The sequence below is a fragment of the Flavobacteriaceae bacterium genome (assembly GCA_003443635.1).
Classification (GTDB): domain Bacteria; phylum Bacteroidota; class Bacteroidia; order Flavobacteriales; family Flavobacteriaceae; genus AU392.
On the sequence record CP031964.1, the window covers coordinates 2,669,145 to 2,686,474 of the forward strand.

Annotated in this window: 20 protein-coding genes; 6 read left to right on the plus strand and 14 right to left on the minus strand. The window is 30.0% G+C overall.

The window, feature by feature from the left end:
- The 4 genes from D1817_12200 to D1817_12215 all read right to left on the minus strand — a co-directional run bounded on the left by D1817_12200 (position 1) and on the right by D1817_12215 (position 4,220).
- Positions 1 to 1,458, minus strand: a complete 1,458-nt coding sequence (locus D1817_12200; protein ID AXT20616.1) for a peptidylprolyl isomerase — start codon at positions 1,456 to 1,458, stop codon at positions 1 to 3.
- Positions 1,421 to 2,278 (minus strand): peptidyl-prolyl cis-trans isomerase, encoded by an 858-nt coding sequence (locus tag D1817_12205; GenBank protein AXT20617.1) that lies wholly within the window; start codon positions 2,276 to 2,278, stop codon positions 1,421 to 1,423. Before D1817_12205 ends, D1817_12200 begins: the two co-directional genes overlap by 38 nt.
- The gene (locus D1817_12210; protein AXT20618.1) at positions 2,275 to 3,792 is read right to left on the minus strand and encodes a peptidylprolyl isomerase; all 1,518 of its coding nucleotides are present in this window, start codon (positions 3,790 to 3,792) and stop codon (positions 2,275 to 2,277) included. The genes D1817_12205 and D1817_12210 overlap by 4 nt, the downstream gene beginning before the upstream one ends.
- Before the next feature lie 248 nt (positions 3,793 to 4,040).
- A complete protein-coding gene (locus tag D1817_12215; GenBank protein ID AXT20619.1) occupies positions 4,041 to 4,220 on the minus strand; it encodes a hypothetical protein in 180 nt (59 codons plus the stop codon).
- Between the two features lie 131 nt (positions 4,221 to 4,351).
- Here D1817_12215 and D1817_12220 point away from each other — a divergent pair, with 131 nt between their 5' ends.
- The 4 genes from D1817_12220 to D1817_12235 all read left to right on the plus strand — a co-directional run bounded on the left by D1817_12220 (position 4,352) and on the right by D1817_12235 (position 7,296).
- The gene (locus tag D1817_12220; GenBank protein ID AXT20620.1) at positions 4,352 to 4,807 is read left to right on the plus strand and encodes an SRPBCC family protein; all 456 of its coding nucleotides are present in this window, start codon (positions 4,352 to 4,354) and stop codon (positions 4,805 to 4,807) included.
- Positions 4,800 to 5,036, plus strand: coding sequence for a hypothetical protein (locus D1817_12225; GenBank protein AXT20621.1), 237 nt, complete (start codon positions 4,800 to 4,802; stop codon positions 5,034 to 5,036). Before D1817_12220 ends, D1817_12225 begins: the two co-directional genes overlap by 8 nt.
- A 15-nt stretch (positions 5,037 to 5,051) precedes the next feature.
- Positions 5,052 to 6,314, plus strand: coding sequence for an aminotransferase class V-fold PLP-dependent enzyme (locus D1817_12230; GenBank protein AXT20622.1), 1,263 nt, complete (start codon positions 5,052 to 5,054; stop codon positions 6,312 to 6,314).
- 91 nt (positions 6,315 to 6,405) lie between these two features.
- Entirely contained in the window at positions 6,406 to 7,296 is an 891-nt protein-coding gene (locus D1817_12235; protein ID AXT20623.1) for an alpha/beta hydrolase, read from the plus strand.
- A 5-nt stretch (positions 7,297 to 7,301) separates the two neighbouring features.
- Here D1817_12235 and D1817_12240 read toward each other — a convergent pair whose 3' ends face one another.
- The 8 genes from D1817_12240 to D1817_12275 form a co-directional block, all read right to left on the minus strand.
- A complete protein-coding gene (locus D1817_12240) occupies positions 7,302 to 8,774 on the minus strand; it encodes an IMP dehydrogenase (protein AXT21276.1) in 1,473 nt (490 codons plus the stop codon).
- A gap of 108 nt (positions 8,775 to 8,882) precedes the next feature.
- Entirely contained in the window at positions 8,883 to 9,383 is a 501-nt protein-coding gene (locus D1817_12245) for a ferritin (GenBank protein ID AXT20624.1), read from the minus strand.
- A gap of 49 nt (positions 9,384 to 9,432) precedes the next feature.
- Complete coding sequence (locus D1817_12250; GenBank protein ID AXT20625.1) at positions 9,433 to 9,924, minus strand: hypothetical protein; 492 nt, start codon at positions 9,922 to 9,924, stop codon at positions 9,433 to 9,435.
- A 1-nt stretch (position 9,925) separates the two neighbouring features.
- Positions 9,926 to 10,453, minus strand: coding sequence for an FMN-binding protein (locus tag D1817_12255; protein AXT20626.1), 528 nt, complete (start codon positions 10,451 to 10,453; stop codon positions 9,926 to 9,928).
- 99 nt (positions 10,454 to 10,552) lie between these two features.
- Positions 10,553 to 11,731, minus strand: coding sequence for a hypothetical protein (locus D1817_12260; GenBank protein ID AXT20627.1), 1,179 nt, complete (start codon positions 11,729 to 11,731; stop codon positions 10,553 to 10,555).
- 166 nt (positions 11,732 to 11,897) lie between these two features.
- On the minus strand, positions 11,898 to 12,764 hold the full coding sequence (locus tag D1817_12265) for a hydroxymethylglutaryl-CoA lyase (GenBank protein AXT20628.1): 867 nt from the start codon (positions 12,762 to 12,764) through the stop codon (positions 11,898 to 11,900).
- 65 nt (positions 12,765 to 12,829) lie between these two features.
- Positions 12,830 to 13,441: a LysE family translocator gene (locus D1817_12270; protein ID AXT20629.1), complete on the minus strand. Its 612-nt coding sequence runs from the start codon at positions 13,439 to 13,441 to the stop codon at positions 12,830 to 12,832.
- 5 nt (positions 13,442 to 13,446) lie between these two features.
- Positions 13,447 to 14,463: a quinone-dependent dihydroorotate dehydrogenase gene (locus D1817_12275; protein AXT20630.1), complete on the minus strand. Its 1,017-nt coding sequence runs from the start codon at positions 14,461 to 14,463 to the stop codon at positions 13,447 to 13,449.
- A gap of 134 nt (positions 14,464 to 14,597) precedes the next feature.
- On the opposite strand from D1817_12275, the gene pepT reads away from it, so the two are divergent.
- A complete protein-coding gene (gene pepT, locus D1817_12280) occupies positions 14,598 to 15,842 on the plus strand; it encodes a peptidase T (GenBank protein AXT20631.1) in 1,245 nt (414 codons plus the stop codon).
- Between the two features lie 5 nt (positions 15,843 to 15,847).
- A complete protein-coding gene (locus D1817_12285; GenBank protein ID AXT20632.1) occupies positions 15,848 to 16,447 on the plus strand; it encodes a hypothetical protein in 600 nt (199 codons plus the stop codon).
- Positions 16,448 to 16,501: 54 nt separating this feature from the next.
- Here the strand turns inward: D1817_12285 and yajC are convergent, their stop codons facing one another.
- The gene (gene yajC / locus D1817_12290; protein AXT20633.1) at positions 16,502 to 16,798 is read right to left on the minus strand and encodes a preprotein translocase subunit YajC; all 297 of its coding nucleotides are present in this window, start codon (positions 16,796 to 16,798) and stop codon (positions 16,502 to 16,504) included.
- Positions 16,799 to 16,862: 64 nt separating this feature from the next.
- On the minus strand, positions 16,863 to 17,321 hold the full coding sequence (locus tag D1817_12295; protein ID AXT20634.1) for a DUF1573 domain-containing protein: 459 nt from the start codon (positions 17,319 to 17,321) through the stop codon (positions 16,863 to 16,865).
- Positions 17,322 to 17,330: the final 9 nt, after the last annotated feature.

Consider the following 17,330-nt stretch of genomic DNA (forward strand, 5'->3'; position numbering starts at 1 on the left):
TTATTTTTCTTTTTTCAACCAATTACTATTAAACTCACATTTGCGATGCTCTCCGTTAAGCTTAACATAAGTCTCAATGATTTTTTCTTTCTGCCATTTTTCAATAGCTTTTAGTTTTTTATCGTTTAAAGCAAATTCTCTAACCTTAACATAATCTCTTGCAAACTCAGCTTCGTGCTCATCTACTCTATCGGATACTGTTAACAACTTAAATCGCATTTCATTAACTCTATCTGCATCATTTAATACTTCACTAATCTCTCCATCTTTAAGTCCTTCTATCTGAGCATAAAGACTAGGTTCCATGTTAGTTAAATCAAAACTATAATCTCCGGTTTGGCTATTTAACAATAATCCGCCTTCAAATTTAGTTTCTTTTTGTTCACTTACTTCTCTAGCTGCATCAGCAAAAGAAATCTCTCCTGCTATTATTTTTTTTCTAACATCTTTTAGTTTTTGTTTTGCTTCATCTATAGCAATTTGTGGTATTTCTGGTCTTAACAATATGTGTCTTACATCATATTCTTGGCCTCTAATTTTTTCCAGATAAATAATATGGAATCCATAGATAGTTTCAAAAGGCTCTGAAATTTCTCCTTCTTGCAAAGAAAAAGCAACATCTCTAAACTCTTTTATATTTCTAGGTCTACTTCTAATCATTGGATCTAATTTCCCGCCTCTAGCTTTAGATCCAGTATCTTGAGAATATAATACCGCTTTTGTATTAAAACTAGCTCCATTTTCAAGTATATCTGTTCTAAACTCATTAAGTCTATCAATTACTTTTTGTTTTTCTTCTTGAGTTATTTTTGGAATTACTATTATTTGAGCAATTTTCAATTCAGTTCCTATAATCGGGCGCTCACTTTTAGGAATGTCATTATAATACTCTCTAACTTCTTCAGGAGTTACTTCTATTTCTGCTATAACTTTCTCCTGCATTTTTTGTGCTAGGCTATTATTTTTATTTATCTCATAAATATCCGCTCTTAGTTCTTGTTCAGACTTTTTACTGAAAATTTTGAGCAACCTTGGCATAGAACCGTTAGCTTGTCTCAGGAAAGCATTCAACTGTTGGTCAGTATATGATCGTATTTCTGCATCATTAATTACTATACTATCTTGAATAGCTTGATGTATATACAATTTACTCTCTAACAATTGCCCAACCATTTGACATCGTGTTATATTTTCGATCGAAACCCCTCCAGCTTTAAGTTGCTTAAATTGTTCATCTATATCTGAATCTAATACAACAAATTCACCTACTACAGCAGCTACTCCATCAATTTTTATACGACCATCAGAGCGAGTTTCAACTTTCTTTTCTTCTTTCTTCACCTCTTCTTCTATAATTTCTTGTGCAGTTATTGTAGTATATGACAATAACATTGAAACACAAATCACTATATATTTCATTCTATTTAAAAATTTCAAATTGTTTATTTTTAATTGCATCTTTTGTAATATCTTTTTCTAATTCTTTAATAAACTCTAGTTTTCGTTTATTAATAATTATCTGTTTTATTGTAGGCATTACATATTCAATTGGAGCTATTTCATTTCTATTCAACACTTCATTTACCTGCATCAAATATAATCCTAAAGAGTCTTTAAGCTGTATAAAATTAGATTTTTTTAACAGTTCTTTTTTATTATCAATTGTTATTACTGGGATTTTAGAAATTGCTTGATCTAACCTTATCCAGATAGAGTCATTTAACGAATATGATTTAAACTGAATAGATATAGAATCTAATATTTGTTTATCTTCTTTATTAAAACGTTTAAATCGTCTTTCTACTTCATCTACACCTTCGTTATTCTCATTAATGTTTATATATCTAAATTTAATAAGTTCTTCATTTAATTTAAATGTTTCTATGTTTTCGTTATAAACTTTTACAGTTTCAGCTTTATCAATAATCGTATCTAAACTTCGTTTAACTAATGCTTCCAAATATGCTTTAATATATAAATCTTCTTTATACTGATTGACCAAATTATCATATTCAATTTGCGTTTCTTCTGGTAAATTAAATTTTGCTCCAGCTATAAGCAATTCTTTAGTTGCCCATTGATTTATATAATTATTTATTCGTAAAAGACTATCTTCTTTTGTAATGTCATCAACAAGTAACCCTTCGACATCTTCAAAATATAAATAGGAATTATTTACTCTTGCAATTGGTTTTTCTTCTGTTTCTTTTTTTAAAAAATTACAGGAGCTTAAAACAATTAAACAAGTTAATAATAGTATGATTTTTTTAAATTTCAATGTGACAATAATTGGGTTTTAATATTATTTAAAACGTTATTATTAATTTTTATTTTATATTTTTTCGCTAAACTATCTATTAAACTAACTTCTTTTTGAGCTTGAAAAGCACTTACTACAATTCCTCTGGCTTCATTAAATGTTTTTGTTCTTTTTGGTAAGATTTTATTTACTTTAATAACATAATATGCATCATTGTGATAATAAACGTTGGAAACTCCTTTTTTAAAATTAAATCCTTCTGGAATAATGCTATGGTCTTTACCAACAATATCTTTTGTAAAAAGGACATTTTGTCTTCCATTTTGATTTAATTCTTTCTTTATTATATCAATATCATCATTTTTTAACCACAATTTTTGAAGGTATTCGCTAGTTTTTTCACTAGACGACCTTGCAATAATCGCATCAATTCTCTCTTTAAAAATATAATTGCTTTTATTGTTCTCATAAAACTTCATCAATTCAATTGAATCATTTTTTACACTATTCCACACTTTAGCTTCCATCAACTCAAATAACAATAATCCTTCTTCAAACTCTTTAATAGTATTTGCAAATTCAAGATTCTCAAGATGTAAATTATCTTTATAATAGCTTAATATCTTTTCGTTTATAAAAGCTTTATACTCTGAACTCACATATGTATCTAGTTCTTTTTTTTCTAAATTTCTCTTTTCAGATTCCTTTAAAAACTCAACAAAATCAGTGTATTTATATTCGTTTTGCCTAATTTTAAAAAGAACTTTATTTTGAGAAAGGTTAAAAGTTAGGTTCCAGTTTTCGTTTAACAAATTCTTTTCGAAAGTCGATATAAAATCAGACAAATCTGAATTATCATATCTAACATGATATACATTTAATAACTTATTAATCAATGCTGTATTTATTCGTTCCGAACGACTATCACGTTTCACTTCTATTTCAAGCTTATGTTTTAAAGTTTCAAAAGGTTCTAATGGCTTTTTTTCATACAGTTTTATAATATGCCATCCAAAATCACTTTTAAAAGGTTTAGATATTTCTCCCATATTATTTAATGCAAATGCAGCATTTTCAAAACTTTGAGATCCCAAATCTCCGCTCTTAAAAGGGTTTAATTTCCCTCCTCGTTTTGCTGAGTTTGCATCATCAGAAAATTGTTTTGCCAAGTTTTCAAAATTTTCTCCCTGCTTAATTAAATTATAAATTTCATTAATACGATCTTCTGAATTTAGTAATGCATCATTTTTATTAAATGAAGTCATAATATGCCCTATAGTAACTTCTCCTCTGGTTTTTCTCTTATCAAATACTTTTACAACATGATATCCAAATTGTGTTCTAAAAGGTTGAGAAACTTCATTTATATTTGTGCTATACACTACATTTTCAAAATCATAAACCATTTTAAATCCAGAAAAATAGCCTAAATCTTCTGCAAAAATTGAATTCCCATCATGAAATTCATCTCTCACAGATTCAAATCCATCATTAATTAATCGTTCGCGTAATTTTAATATTTGAGAATACACTTGTATTGTATCTCTCTCGTATTCTGGAATAGATACAAGTATATGACTAGCTTTAATATCGTATTTAATCCTTTCGTAAGCTTCTTTAACTAAATCCTCAGTTACCTCATGATCAGTTAGATACTTTTTAGCTAACTGTTCTCTATAATTATGTAGTTCTTTTTTTAAAGATGCAGTTTTATCATAACCTAAAACTCTAGCTTCTTTTATTTTTAATTTATAATTTATAAATAATTTAAGATATTCATCTACATTTTTTGAGATTCTTCTTTAACAAGGTTTAAATTTTTATTATAAATCCTGATAAATTCTGATGAATAGATTGGAGTTTCGTTTATGGTTAATAAAACAGAATCATTTACTATTTGAGCATTACTAAAAATTGAAAAGCTTATAAAATAGCATATAAATAAAAAACTAACTTTCATCTCCAATTTTATTAGCATAGAGCACAAAAATAAGATATTTAAAACACAAAGCAAGTGATTCTTTAAGTAGTTAAAATGGAGTTTTAATTGTATTTTTATTTTATATTTAACAACATAAAAAATTTATTTTCATGAAATATACTATAGAAACAATCATTAAGTTGCCTCGAGATGAAGTTATCAAAAAAATGGATAATACAGATAATATGAAACATTGGCAGAAAGGATTGATTTCTGCAGAGCATATTTCTGGAACACCCGGTGAAGTAGGCGCTAAAATGAGATTGAATTTTAAATTTGGAAAGCGAGAAATGGAATTAATAGAAACTATTGCCAAACGTAATTTTCCTAAAGAATTCCATGCAACTTACGATACTAAAGGAATGCATAATATTCAACAAAACTTTTTTGAACAAACCCCTCAAGGGCATACAAAATGGGTTTCTGAATGCGAATTTTTACCAACAAGCTTTACATTAAGGATGATGACATTATTAATGCCTGGAACATTTAAAAAACAATCTAAAAAATATATGGCTGATTTTAAAAATTTTGCTGAAAACGGAATTTCTGTAGCTAATGCGTAAATTAAAACTTATTTGGGACTTTCGTGGACCTAATGCAAGTAAAACTGCTGAGCATCATGAAATACATTTAAAAGAATATATTACTGCCGAACAATTAAGTATAAATATTACTGGATTTGAAGTAATTTCTGAAATGCACTCCATCGCTTTTATGATTATACAAGAAAATAAAATGAAATCCATACGAGATGCTCTAAAACCTCATCGTGGTCAAGTATATTTAGGATAAAGCACATTATTAATTATGAAAAATAGAAGATCTTTTGTTAAATACTTACTTACTGGTATCGCCGGAACTACATTACTTCCAACTCAAGCATTAAACAGTATAAAATTATCGCCTAAATTACTAGATTATACTGATGATTCTGAAGATTTCTGGCAGGCCGTAAAAGAACAATTTATTTTTGCTGATGGTTTGCATTATTTTAATAATGCTTCCTTAGGGCCTTCTCCTATTACAGTTCAAAAAGCTACTAAAAAATTCAGAGAAACTTTAGATGGATTTCCTTCAAAGTATATGTGGGGTGATTGGAGCGACGAAAAAGAAACCGTTAGAAAACAAATTGCTAGCTTATTTTCTGTATCTAAAGAAGAGATTGCGATCACGCATAATACTACTGAGGGAATGAATTTAATTGCTAGAAGTTTTGATCTTCAACCTGGTGACGAAATTATTTTAGCAGATCATGAACATGCCAGCGGGACTATATGTTGGGAGGTATGGCAAGAAAGTAAAGGTATAAAAATTGTACGCCCAGTTTTACCTATAACTCCCAAAACAGTTGAAGAAGTTGTTAGTGCATACAGAAAAGCAATAACCTCAAAAACTAAAATTATTTCAATGTGCCATATAGTTAATACTAATGGAATGATTTTACCTATTAAAGAAGTTTCAAAAATGGCACATGAGCAAGGTATCTTGGTAGCTGTAGATGGTGCACAAGGAGCAGGGATGTTTGAGTTCAATTTACATGACTTGGAATGTGATTTTTACACAGCAAGTGCCCATAAATGGCTGTTTGCTCCTAAAGGTATTGGTGTGTTTTATGCAAAATCAGAAAGTCAAGCGTATTTAAAACCATTAATGGTAGCTAGAGGGCATACCGATAAAAGCATACGTCGTCTCGAAAATTACAACACACGTAACTTACCTGAATACTTAGGCTTAGGAGCTGCTGTTGAGTTTCATACCAATATAGGAAAAGAAAAAATATCCAAACGATCATATGAGCTTAAAGATTATTTTAGATCTAAAATAAAAAACAACTCCAAATTTAAATTAAAATCCCCTGAGAAAGATACTTTATCTTGTGCCATACAAACTGTAGAAATTGTTGGTAAAAATGTATCTGAAGTTAAAAAGAAGCTTTTTAATGATTATGGAATTGATACGCGACCGATGTCCAATTTTGGATTAAATGGAGTTCGTATTTCATTTGCAATTTATATCACAAAAAAAGATATTGATTATTTAGTTAATGCCTTAGAAGTTATTGCTGGATAATAAACTTTAATTTTATAAATATTTCATTTAACACATTTTTAAAACTACAAAAATAGTTTATTAACTATAAAAATAGTCGTATATTTATTACATGAAATATTACATATCAATTATTACAATCTTATATTCAATAAGTTTTTACTCTCAAGAACAACAAACAACTTTATATGGTGCTGTAACATATGATCATATTATAAAATCAGATGAAAGAAAAGAGTATAGAGTTTCTATAACATTACCTCCAGGTTTTAGTCCAAAATTATCATATGAAACACTTTATTATTTAGATAGTTGGGGTTTAAAAGAACTGGTATGCGGTACATATGCATTAGCAAATCTTTCTGATTATGTTAAATCAATAATTTTAGTTGGTATATCGACAAATGGTGACGAATATGATCATTATGTTCAAAGAGCTTTAGATTATACACCATCTCCTTTTCATACAGAATTAAACAATGGAATGATTATACAGTTAAATTCAAGAAATGGGCAAAGCTTTTCGATTGATTCATTAAATACTGGAGGGGCAAAAAAATTCATTAATTTTTTAGAAACCAAAGTTTTTAGTTTGGTTAAAGAAAAATACCCAAATGTCTCAGAAGTAAAAGGGCTTATTGGTCATTCACTTGGTGGCTTATTTGGGGTTTATGTTACTAATAAACGACCTGATATTTTTAAAAACTTAATTATTATTTCACCATCTATGTGGTGGAATAATAAAGAGTTATTCAATGATGAATTCGACAAAAACTATAAATCTATAAGTACAGAAATTAAAATGTATACTGCTATTGGCAGTAATGAAGATAAAAGATTAATTAAAGAACCTTTTTCTAAATTAAGTAATATTTTAAGTTCAATAGAAAACACGAACTTCTCTTATAAAGTTAAATCATATGAAGGTCAAAATCACAATTCAGTTTTACTTCAAAGTATTTTTGACGGACTTATATATTTATATGGATTTAATAATAATTGAAAAGATTACCTTCTACTATAATTAGGTGCTTCTTTAGTGATTGTTACATCATGAGGATGACTTTCATGTATCCCCGAAGCAGTAATTTTTATAAATTTTCCGCTTTCTTTTAATGTATCTATATCTTTAGCGCCACAATATCCCATTCCTGCTCTTAATCCTCCAACAAATTGGTGGATACTTTCGTATAATTCACCTTTATATGGTACACGTCCTACAATACCTTCTGGCACTAGTTTTTTAATATCGTCTTCTACATCCTGGAAATAACGGTCTTTACTACCTTGCTTCATCGCCTCAACAGACCCCATCCCGCGATACGATTTGAACTTACGTCCTTCATAAATTATAGTTTCTCCAGGAGATTCTTTTGTTCCTGCTAAAAGCGATCCTAACATTACTGTATCTGCACCTGCTGCAATAGCTTTAGGAATATCTCCTGTATAACGGATACCTCCATCTGCAATAACAGGAACTCCGCTACCTTTTATAGCTTCTGCGACTTCTAATACTGCTGAAAATTGAGGAAATCCTACACCTGCAACTACACGTGTTGTACAAATAGACCCTGGGCCTATACCCACTTTTACAGCGTCTGCACCAGCTTCTACCAAATATTTAGCGGCTTCGCCTGTAGCTATATTACCTACAATTACTTCTAGAGTTGGGAATTTCTTTTTTATTGATTTTAAAATAGTAATTACTCCTTTTGTATGTCCATGCGCAGTATCTATCACTACGGCATCTACATCTGCATTGACTAATGCTTCTGCTCTATTAACAGCATCACCTGTTACACCAATAGCAGCTGCAACTCGTAAACGCCCATAAGAATCTTTATTTGCAATCGGTTTCTGTGTTACTTTAGTAATGTCTCTAAACGTAATAAGACCAACTAATTTATTGCCTTTAACAATCAATAGTTTTTCAATCTTATTCTCTTGTAATATTTTTTCTGCATCTTTTAACGAAGTGCCTTCCGGAGCAGTCACTAAATTTTCGCTAGTCATCACTTCGATAATCGGACGCTCATTTTGATGTTCAAAACGTAAATCACGATTGGTAACAATACCTTTCAAAACTCCATTATCATCAACAATAGGAATACCGCCAATACTATGCTCTCTCATTGCATTATTAGCATCAGATACAATAGCATCCATTGGTAAGGTTACAGGATCGATAATCATTCCGCTTTCTGCACGCTTTACTTTACGCACTTTAGCAGCTTGCTGGTCAATTGTCATATTTTTATGCAATACACCAATACCACCTTCACGTGCCATTGCTATTGCCATTTTACTTTCCGTTACCGTATCCATAGCTGCAGAAACCACAGGAATGTTTATGGTAATATTTCTCGTAAATTTTGTTTGAATACTGACTTCTCTTGGAAGAATTTCTGAGTAAGCAGGGACTAAGAGTACGTCATCATAAGTAAGACCTTCTCCTAGTATTTTATTTTGATGTGCGATCATTGCAATTACATTATAATTGCGTGCAAATCTAAGCATTTTTTTTGACTTAAAGCTTTATAAATGCTTAATGAAATTTTAAATGTTATGAATTGTAAGTAAGATTATTTTCTATTCTTCTTGAGCAGAAATCATTGTATTAATATCTCTATCAAATAAATATTGTCCAGATTTATCATCTCCAATAATATTCAATTTATCTAACAATGTTCTTGCTACTGATTCTTCTTCTAATTGTTCTGTAACATACCATTGCATAAAATTATGAACATTATAATCTTTATGTTGAAGGCATTCATATATGATATGATTAATTTGTTCAGTAACAAAAATCTCACTATTTAAAAATAATTCAAACAAAGCGTTTAATGATTGGTATTCTCCATCTGGTTGTTCAATTTGAGGAATAATTGCATTACCACTACGTTCGTTTATAAACTTGACAAGTTTAGTCATATGTAAACGTTCTTCTTCAGATTGTGCATAGAAAAACTCTGCAACACCATTATATCCTTTTGCATCTGCCCATGAAGCCATCGCTAAATATTGAATAGAAGCATTCGCTTCATATTTTACTTGATCATTTAATAATTTTTCAATTTCTGGAGTCATAAATTTAATCTTTTCGCGAAGATAACTAAAAGCTAAATAATCTCTTTTATTATTTAGATTTCTTTAGCAATTGATAACAAATAATAAATGTAGAACCGGTAAATGTAAGTGTCATTAAAGTTCCAGAAATCATTACAATATATTTAGCCCAAATTAATTCTTTCCAAATTAAATAAATACCTCCAAAAGTTAAAACAATAGAGATAAAAGGTTCAACTATTAAAGCTATTTTTAGTTTTTTATGAAGCTTGGTTATACTTAACAACCCTCCAACCAAAAAGAAAATTATTGACATTGATAAAATGTGATTATGAACTAACGTAAGCATTTCTTGTTCACTTTTTCTAAATTTCATCACTTCTACACTATCATCATCTTCATTTCCTAAATATTGTTCTTCAATACCATTAGGATCTGCAGACGAAGTTTCTTTAACAAATAACAAACCTGTATAAAACCCAATACTCAATACTACTATAAATGCTGCAATTAATAATTTCAGCTCTTTAGGAAGAGTGTATATGAATCCGTTTATTTCCATATTAAATTACGTTTTCTGAATGAAGTATTTTTACTGTTTTTAGAAAGTTATTCATTGCATTGGTCATAGAACGCACAGAAATGGTTGCCCCAGAGATTGCAATTATATTTTCGCCATGAGCGAGTTTATCATTTTGAGTTTTTCCTATAAATTGTTTTAGCCAACGCGTGCTTCCTATTTCGCCGCCATACTCTTCGCGGTAAATCAATACTTTTGTTTTAATTACTATTAAATCTTTATCTAAAAGTACTAAATAATCAAACTGTGCAGTTTTACTAGGTGCTTTATCAATAAAAGCGTAACCTAAAAAAGTATTATCATTTATTATTTTAAACAAGTTATCAGTTTCAATTTTTGTAGGCAGTGTTTTGTTTAAAGCTTCAGTTATTGTAATATTTTCAAGTATATAACTTTCTATTTCAAATGTTTTTTTTAATTCTTTATCTAGTTTCTTTTTAATATTTTTTGGTAGTCCAAAAGCACTCAATAAAACCAATAAGTACATTAAAACAACAACTCTATTTTTCATTTTGCAAAAGTATTATTCTTATTTATTTTTAACCACTATAGCCAAGTTAATTAACTTGGCTATAGTTAGCGACTAAACTAATTCAATCATAATTAAAGATTAGAACCACACACCTAATCCAAAATTAAGTCTATTATCAACATTTCCTCCAGCTACAGCATTATCTCTAAACTGATAATCTCCTTTTAAAACTACTCCAGGAGCAAAATGATAGCTTAATCCAACTGTTATATCATCTCTATCAAAAGCATCATTTTTAGTTAAGGCTCCTTCTGTATCTAAATGCGTATCAAATTCTTCATAACGTACAAATGCAAATAAACGCTGTTCATTTGTTGACGGTAGTAAATTGTATGCACCCTCTAAATACCAACCCTGCACTTCACTACCTAAATCAAGACCTGTTAAATTGTTATATGCTTCAGTTCCGGAAAATGAACCATAAGTATATTGACCTCTAGCTGTAAATCGTTTGTAAGCATAACGAGCATCTAATCCTAATAAAGATACACCAATATTTGCGCCATCTAACTCTTCAATTTCATCTTCTGCCTGAGTATCTCCAAAATATCCTGATAATCCTAAACGAAGTCCTGGAATACCATAATAATCAAATTTAACAGATAATGTTGGACTATCTACTGTAGATTGTATTGCGCGTTGTCTTCCTCCTCGAAGCCCATTACGTCCTTGAAGAAACCCGTTTACTCCACCATTACCATCACTTTCGGTAGAACGGAATCCATTAAATATATAAGCTTGATATCCTAAAGATAAATCATTAAAACGACCCGAAACACCAAATCCAATTTCTCTCCATGTTGTTGGAATAATTGCATTATCTACAGCAGGGCGTTCAACACCGTTAAATGTTGTTGGTTCATGAAATTCATTAATAATACCAAAAGGTACTAGCATTAACCCTCCTCGTAAGTTTACATTAGGTGCTACGGCATAATTTATAAATGCTTGTTCAATAAATACTTCATTTACATGTTCAAACTCAACCTCAGTAACAAACTGTGTTTTCTCATTAAATTTGTATCCAAAAAGTAAAACTAAACGCTGTACATCTAATTCTCCGTTATCACCTTCTGGTTGATTATATGTTACTTCACCATAAGCACCAACAGTTACAGCTTTACCATAGTTTCCTGAAAGGATACGCTGTGCTGCATTTAATTGTTTTTGCGGATCAAAAGTTATTGAATCTTGTACAGTTTGAGCAAAACCTAATGTGCTTGCTAAAATAATTAAAAGTAATATTGGTTTTTTCATTGTTTTTATTTAGACTTATTATAAATAATATATTTTTACAAGTGCAAATATAAACTCAAAAATGGATTCAACAAATTTTATTTAGATTAAATATAAATAATTTTTTAGCCTAATAACACTTAGAACACAACTATAACACTATCAACAAGTTAAGTTTAAATATAATTTAATGATACTGTGTAAATACTTTGGTGGCTTCATTATAAGCACTTTCAAAACTTAATGCATTTAAATTAGTTTCAGTTTTTTTTGAAGTAAAGTATGATAATAATTTTTCGGTTGGCATATTACCTGTCAATTCATCGGCTGCCATTGGACAACCGCCAAACCCTTGAATTGCGCCATCAAAACGTTTGCATCCAGCTTTGTATGCTGCATCAACTTTTTCGAACCAAGAGGTAGGTGTGGTATGCAAATGGGCACCAAATTCAATATCTGAATATTGAGGTATTAAATTGGAAAATAGGTAATTTATATTTTCAGGGTTTGAAGTCCCAATAGTATCGCTTAAAGATAAAATTTTTACCCCCATTTTGCTTAAACGCTCAGTCCACTCACCTACGATATCTACATTCCAAGGATCGCCATATGGGTTACCAAACCCCATAGATAAGTAAGCAACAACTTCTTTATTATTCTGATCTGCAATATTTAAAATTTCTTGAAGCGTAACAACCGATTGCGCTATCGTTTTATGTGTATTACGCATTTGAAAGTTTTCTGAAATCGAAAATGGATATCCTAAATATTTAATTTCGGAGTGTTTTGCGGCATCTGTTGCTCCTCTAGTATTAGCGATGATTGCAAGTAATTTACTTCTTGTTTTTGATAAATCTAATTGAGCCAGTACCTCAGCAGTATCAACCATTTGCGGTATTGCTTTAGGCGATACAAAACTTCCAAAATCTAACGTATCAAACCCTACACGAAGTAACGATTGAATGTATTGTACTTTTTTCTCTGTAGGAATAAAGTCTTTAATGCCTTGCATTGCATCTCTCGGACATTCAATAATTTTAATTGTATCGGGCATATTTCAATTTTAAAAGCAGTTAAAAATACTATTATTTTTATAAGAAAAATTAATCTAAAATATAATTAAATTAATATAAAAATAGCTATTCCTATAAACACAATAATTTGTAGCCATTTTAAAGTTAAACTTACACGTTCGTTTTCTTTTAAATACTTAGAAATAGAGCCTGAAAGAATAGCGATTAAAGAGAAAACAACTAATGATACTAACATAAATAAAAACCCTAAAACATAAAATTGAGTTACTGTACTTAATGTGTTACTAAACAGAAATCCTGGGAAAAAAGCCAAAAAAAACAAAGATACTTTGGGGTTTAATACATTCATTACAAAACCTTGTTTAAACAACTGAACAATAGTTTTTTTAGGAACAGAAGACAAAGTTACTTTTGAGTTGCTTTTATATACTCTATAAGCTAAAAATATAAGATATATGGCACCTAGCAATTTAATAACAAAAAATAAAGTCTCGTTTTTTTTAATAATGGCAGATACTCCAAAAGCAACTAAAGTAGTATGAATTAAACAACCAGATATTAATCCTGCTACAGTAGCGAGTCCAAATTTCTTTCCATTAGTAATACTTTGTATAAGCACATAAATATTATCTGGTCCAGGAGAGATTGCCAATACTGAGGTAGCAAATACAAATGATATTAAAGTTTCATAATTCAAACAGGTCACCTTTTAAGGAGTGCTTTGTTTATATTCTTGATTAATCTTGGCCCTTCATAAATAAAACCTGTATAAATCTGTACTAAATCTGCACCAGCGTCAAGTTTTTCTATAGCATCTTTAGCAGTGTGTATCCCTCCTACTCCAATTATAGGGAATGCTTTATTACTTTTTTCTGCTAAAAATCGAATTACTTCAGTCGAGCGATTTGTTAATGGTTTTCCACTCAATCCTCCTATTTCTATTTTATTATCTGATTGTAATCCATCTCTAGAAATAGTGGTGTTTGTTGCTATTACTCCATCTATCTGAGTTTCTTTTACAATATCAATAATATCTAATAATTGCTCATTAGTTAAATCTGGGGCAATTTTTAATAAGATAGGTTTAGGACTATTTTTTTTAGCATTTTCTTGTTTTAAAACTTTTAAAAGATCTGTTAATGGTTCTTTATCTTGGAGTGCTCTTAAATTAGGTGTATTTGGCGAGCTTACATTTACTACAAAATAATCTACATAGTCAAACAATGCTTCAAAACATATTTTATAATCTTCAACTGCAGATTCGTTAGGAGTTATTTTGTTTTTTCCAATATTACCTCCTATTAAAACAGTTTTATTTTGTTTTAAACGCTTAATAGCATCTGTAACACCTCCATTATTAAATCCCATTCTGTTAATAATCGCTTTATCTGCTTTTAATCTAAATAAACGTTTTTTAGGATTGCCATCTTGTGCTTTAGGTGTTAATGTTCCTATTTCTATAAATCCAAAACCAAAATTACTAAGTTCTCTAAATAGTTTTGCATCTTTATCAAAACCTGCTGCCAGCCCAACAGGGTTTTTAAATTTTAATCCAAAAATGGTTCGCTCTAAGCGTTCATCTTTCACTTCGTATAAGCTCTTATATAATGATTTTACAAAAGGGATTTTTGATGTTATTCGAATTAAAGCAAAAGTAAAATAATGCACTTTTTCAGGATCGAAACAAAAAAGTAGCGGACGAATTAATAGTTTATACATTAAATTGTAGTTGGTTTAACATCAAAATTTATAAGCGCAAAAGTAACGCAAATCCCTTCAAGAAAAAAGAAACAAAGTTAAGACTTGCCTCTTAGTAATGGGTTCGCTATTTTTGGGTAAATTGAAAATTACGAATGATAAATAAACAACATATAATAGATCGTTTTATAAGTTATATTACAATAGATACTGAAAGCGATCCTAATAGTAATACAACACCTAGCACAGAAAAACAATGGGATTTAGCCAATAATTTAGTTAAAGAGTTAAAAGCTATAGGCATGTCTGATGTAAGTATTGACGAGAATGCCTATATCATGGCAACATTACCTAGCAATGTTTCTCATAAAGTACCAACCATAGGGTTTATTTCTCATTTTGATACTTCACCAGACTTTACTGGAGCTAATGTAAACCCTCAAATTATTGAAAATTATGATGGAAAAACTATCGTTTTAAATAAGAAAGAGAACATTGTATTATCACCTGATTATTTTGAAGATCTATTACTTTATAAAGGGCAAACATTAATTACCACAGATGGTACCACGCTTTTAGGAGCAGATGATAAAGCTGGGATCTGTGAAATTATAAGCGCTATGGAATACTTAATACAGCATCCAGAAATAAAACACGGTACTATAAAAGTTGGGTTTACTCCTGACGAAGAAATTGGTCGAGGTGCTCATAAGTTTGATGTTGAAAAATTTGGTGCAGAATGGGCATATACTATGGATGGTAGTCAGGTTGGAGAATTAGAATATGAAAATTTTAATGCAGCTGGTGCCAAAATAAAAATAAATGGTAAGATTGTACATCCTGGGTATGCTAAAGGAAAAATGATTAATTCGATGTATTATGCTTCTGAATTTATGAATGCTTTGCCTAAAAACGAAACCCCTGAACAAACTGAAGGTTATGAAGGTTTTTTTCACTTATATGCTATTAAGGGTGAAGTTGAAGAAACCAATTTGCAATACATTATTAGAGATCACGATAAAAACAAATTTGAAGCTCGTAAAGCTTTAATGCAAAAAGTAGCTGATGACATGAACGAAAAATACGAGAGTAATATCATCGATATCGAAATTACAGATCAATACTACAATATGAAAGAAAAAGTTGAACCTGTAATGCATATTGTAGATATTGCTGAAGAAGCAATGTTGCAATTAAATATTAAGCCTCTTATAAAAGCTATTAGAGGTGGAACAGATGGTTCTCAACTAAGTTTTATGGGATTGCCATGCCCTAATATTTTTGCAGGCGGACATAATTTTCATGGACGTTACGAGTATGTTCCTGTAGAAAGTATACAAAAAGCAACTCAAGTAATTTGTAAAATTGCAGAATTAACTGCTAAAAAATATAAATCTTAAAGGTTATGCAAAAAGTAGGTTCTGTTGAAGAATATATTGAACGCCACGAAAACTATACTGAAGCTCTTACAGTTTTAAGAGATCTATTTAACACAACTGAATTAGTAGAAACTCTTAAATGGGGAGCTCCTACATATACTATTAATAGTAAAAACGTTGTTGGTTTAGGGGCTTTTAAACATCATTTTGGGATATGGTTTTTTAATGGTGTGTTTTTAAAAGATGCTTCCAATGTTTTAGTAAATGCTCAAGAAGGTAAAACCAAAGCAATGCGACAATGGCGATTTACATCTATTGAAGAAATTAATAAAGATTTAGTAATGCTTTATATAAATGAAGCTATAGAAAATCAGAAGTTAGGAAAAGAAATTAAAGTTGATCGCTCTAAAAAAGAAGTTATTATTCCTATTGAATTACAACGCGAATTAAAAACTGATTCAAAACTCAACACAGCTTTTGCAACTTTAACACCTTATAAACAACGTGAATATTGTGAATATATAGATACTGCAAAACAGGAAAAAACTAAATTAAATCGTATAGAAAAAATGAAACCTATGATTATAAATGGTATAGGTTTAAACGATAAATACAAAAATTGTTAAACTAAAAAGAGCTACTCGTTGAGTAGCTCTTTTTTTATACTATAAAATTAAAACTTATTTTTTAGCAACGGTTGCTGGTGTATTAAGTTTCATGCTCATTTCCATAGAAATTGCCGAACGTTCAAACTTAATTTTACCTGCTAGAGTTTCTATAACACAAGAGCGATCTTTATCATTTAGTTCTAAAACTTTTCCGTGCATTCCACTTTTTGTTACAACTCTATCTCCTTTTTTTAATTCAGCTGCAAAAGCTTTCTCTTTTTTTGCGCGTTTCATTTGCGGTGCAATCATAAAGAAATACACAACTGCAAACATTAATATAAAAGGTGCAAAAGAACTTAATCCTTCCATTTATTATTATTTATTGCCTAATTAAATAAGCTATTTATTTTTAAATTATTTTTTAATTGGAAAATTATCCCGCTGTTGGTTCTGGAGAGATAAATGCAGAAATTTTTACTGTTTCTGTTCCTCTTTGCGTATTTGCCGTTAACGTTATTGTTTTAGATACTTTATTAGCACCTTTACCATTAAAGTTTACAGTAAACTGAGCTGTTTCTCCCGGAGCTAAAGGCTCTCTACTCCAGTTACTTGGTACAGTACATCCGCAAGTTGCTTTAATATCAGAAATTACTAAATGTGATTTCCCAGTATTTGTATAAGAAAACACTGTTTGAACTGGAGTACCATTTGTAATAGCTCCAAAATCGTGTTCTGTTTTATCAAATGTAATTACTGGATAATCTACAGAAACTGCATCTCTAGCCGCAGCTTGAGTTACATTTGCACTTTTTACTTTATTAGATGCATCTTCTTTGCAAGACGTAAAAGCTACCATACATAGTGCGCTTAAACCTAAAATTACTTTTTTCATTTTTTTAAA